The following is a 3,261-nucleotide window of genomic DNA, read 5'->3' as shown; positions in this document are numbered from 1 at the left end:
CCGACTGGACCATCGTCACCCGCGTGACGAATACGGCGGCCGGCCTGTCGGGCCTCACAGGGCTGCAGACGCTCACGCTGTCCCGTCTGGGCAGCCTCACCTCGGTGGAGGGCCTGTCGGGCCTCATAGGGCTGCAGACGCTCACGCTGAAGAATCTTGGCAGCCTCACCTCGGTGGAATATACGCAAGCGGCGATCGCTCGGATGAAGTCCTCCGCGGACCTCGGTTCGATCCTGCATTTCGAAGAGGATACGGCCCTGGCCTCGGCGCGGGCGGCGGACGCGGCGCGTGCTCAGGGTGAGACCGGTCGCCTCTGCGGCTTGCCGATCCTGGTGAAAGACAACATCAACACGGTGGACCTTCCCACGAGCGGCGGCACGCTCGCACTGATGGGCAACCGGACAGAGACCGATGCGGGCGTCATGTCACGCCTGCGCAATGCCGGGGCCTTCCCGCTGGCCAAGACCAACCTGCACGAGCTGGCGCTTGGCATCACCTCGAACAACGCGGCGACGGGCCCGGTCCGCAATCCGCATGATCCGACTCTCATCGCGGGTGGGTCGTCGGGCGGCACGGCGGCCGCGGTCGCCTTGGGTATCCTGCCCGTCGGGCTGGGCACCGATACCGGCGGCTCCTGCCGCATCCCCGCCTCGCTCTGCGGCGTCACGGGCTTTCGTCCGACGACGGGGCGTTATCCGAGCGACGGCATCATCCCGATCTCCTCGACCCGCGATACGGCGGGCATCATCGGCCGGACGACCGACGACATCTGCGAGGTGGCACGGACCATCACCGAACGGGGTCAGCTCGAATGCGAGCAGATCGACATCCGCGACACCACCATCGGGATTCCCCGCCAGCGCTTCTTCGACGATCTCGAGCCCTATGTGGCCGGCGTCATCGAGGAGCAGATCGAGGCCCTGGGGCGGGCTGGCGCGACCATCCACGAGATCCCCTCGCAGGACATGTATAACATCTGGAAGCTGAACGACGCGTTCAGCTTCACGGTGGTGCTCTACGAGGTGATCCGCGAGCTTCCCGAATACCTCGCCGCACACGCGCCTCACGTCAGCCTCGAACAGCTGATCGAGCAGGTCGCGTCGCCCGACGTGGCGGGCCTGCTGCGCTCGCAGCTCGGGGATGACGCGGTCACGGAAGCGCAATACCAGGGCGTGGTTCGCAACAACCGGCTGGCCATGGGCGGGATCTACGAGGACATCTTCTCGAAGTTCAACCTCGACGCCATCCTGTATCCTACGACGCCGCTGACCGCGCGCCCCATCGGGCATGACGAGACCGTGGAGCTGAACGGGCGCCAGGTGCCGGTCTTCCAGACCTACTTCCGGAACTCGGATCTCGGCTCGAACCTCGGCGTGCCGGGCCTTTCGCTGCCCTGCCCGGTCTCGGGGCTGCCGGTCGGGCTGGAGGTTGCCGCCCTTGCCGGGGACGACCCGCAGCTGCTTTCGCTCGGCAAGGCCATCGAGCGCGTGATGGCGGACTGATCCCCGTCGAGCGGACCGCTTGCCGGTCCGCTCATTCGCCAGCGGACGCGCGTGCCCCGAACCGGGACGGTTCAGCCGCCGCCGATGATCCGGTCGAAGGTGCCCGCAGGCCCTGCCAGCCGCCACAGCTTCGCCGGCCGCCCGGCGCTGCGCCGGAGTTCGTCGGTTGGATTGATCAACCGCATCTCCGCCACCCGCCGCCGGAAGGCCGACTGGTCGAGCCGGATGCCCAGCACGCTCTCATAGGCGTGCTGCAGCTCGGTAAGTGTGAAGAGTTCGGGGAGCAGCATGGCGGGCAGCGTCGAGTAGGCCCCCTTCCCTCGCAACCGCGTCATCGCCGCCGCGACGATCGACCCGTGGTCGAAGGCGAGATCGCCGGGATCGGATGCGTCAATCAGCACGACCTCCGGATCCTCGGGCGCGAACTCGGACACCGGCAGCAGCGCCACCCAAGCCACCGAGAGCGACCAGCCGCGCGGGTCGCGATCGGCGCCCGAGAAGGTGCCGAGCTGCTCGAGGTAAAAGCCCCCCATCCCCGCCTTCTCGCGCAGGATACGCCGGATCGCGGCCTCCGCGTCCCGGTCCTCGCCAACATGGACATAGCCTCCGGGCAGTGCCAGCGCGTCCGCGAAGGGCTCGCGCGGCCGCCGGTGGACGGCGAGCTTGATCACACCCTCGTCGAGCACCAACACCACTGCGTCGACCGTGGCGATCGGGCGGGCCTCGCCGTTCTCAAGCGGGCTGTCGTCGGGCATGGGAGTGACCTGCATCTCGATTACGTCCTCCTACGTCTCGCATACATATTTGCAACTTGCAAGTAAGTCAGAAAGGCGCGATGCTGTTTGCGAAAATGTTTCGAAGGGGCTTCCGATGAGCGTGATCGACGCCGACGCCATTCTCTCCACCTCGCCGCGCGACGCCGCCCGGCTGCTCGGCGACGGGCCGAAGGCGGTCCGCCGCGCGTTCCACCAGCTGGCCTCGGAATGGCACCCGGATGTCTGCCGCGACCCGCGCGCCGGTGAGGTCTTCGCCCATCTCGTGAGCCTGCGCGACGCGCTGGCCCGGAGCCGCCCGGCGAGCCCGGCAAGGCCCGACCCCGCGATCCGGCTGGAGACGGTCGACGGCCGCAACATCGGCATGCGCCCCCTCGCGGTGACGCGCGGCGATCTCGGCCAGATCCTCGTGGGGCGCGGGACGGTGACCTTCCTGCACGACGCGGACAATGCCGACCTCGCCGCCGCAGAGGCCGCCGCGATCCGCTCCTTCCGCTTCGCCGACGACCGCATGCGCCGGGAGATGTCGCGCTTCCTGCCGAAGCTCGCGCGCGAGATGCAGCTGAAGGACGGCCGCGCCGCGATCGCGGTCGAGCGCGGGCCCGACGACATCCTGCTCTCGGACCTGCTCGCCCGCGGCCCGATGGAGCCGGTCCACGCGGCCTGGCTCTGCTCGGGGCTCATGAACGTCGCGGCCTGGCTCGCCTGGTCGGGCATGACACATGGCGCCATCGACCCGCGCCACATCCTCGTCTCGCCCGCGGGCCACGACGTGAAGCTAGTGGGCGGCTGGGGCTTCGCCGCGCGCACCGGAAGCCGCCCCTCGGCGCTACCTGAGCGCACGCTCGCAGCACTCCCCGCCCTCGCCCTGCCCGGCGCCACGCTCACGCCGCAGACCGACCTCGAGCTCGTGCGGCTCACCGTCCGCGAGGCGATGGGCGATGCCTTCGGATCGCGGCTGAAAGGCCTCGGCGTGCCGGACCCGA

Annotated in this window: 3 protein-coding genes; 2 read left to right on the top strand and 1 reads right to left on the bottom strand. The window is 69.3% G+C overall.

Going from position 1 to position 3,261, the window contains the following annotated elements:
- On the top strand, positions 1-1,502 hold a 1,502-nt coding region (locus ACFDS3_RS20005; RefSeq protein ID WP_375264089.1), incomplete at its 5' end, for an amidase family protein.
- A gap of 71 nt (positions 1,503-1,573) precedes the next feature.
- Here ACFDS3_RS20005 and ACFDS3_RS20000 read toward each other — a convergent pair.
- Positions 1,574-2,257, bottom strand: a complete 684-nt coding sequence (locus ACFDS3_RS20000) for an NUDIX domain-containing protein (RefSeq protein ID WP_375264088.1) — start codon at positions 2,255-2,257, stop codon at positions 1,574-1,576.
- A 115-nt stretch (positions 2,258-2,372) separates the two neighbouring features.
- On the opposite strand from ACFDS3_RS20000, the gene ACFDS3_RS19995 reads away from it, so the two are divergent.
- A partial coding sequence (locus tag ACFDS3_RS19995; protein ID WP_375264087.1) for a hypothetical protein occupies positions 2,373-3,261 on the top strand: 889 nt, incomplete at its 3' end.

The organism is Palleronia sp. (assembly GCF_042089775.1).
Lineage (GTDB): Bacteria > Pseudomonadota > Alphaproteobacteria > Rhodobacterales > Rhodobacteraceae > Palleronia.
The sequence above is the reverse complement of the archived record's forward strand: the minus strand, read 5'-3'. Positions and strand labels throughout refer to the sequence as shown.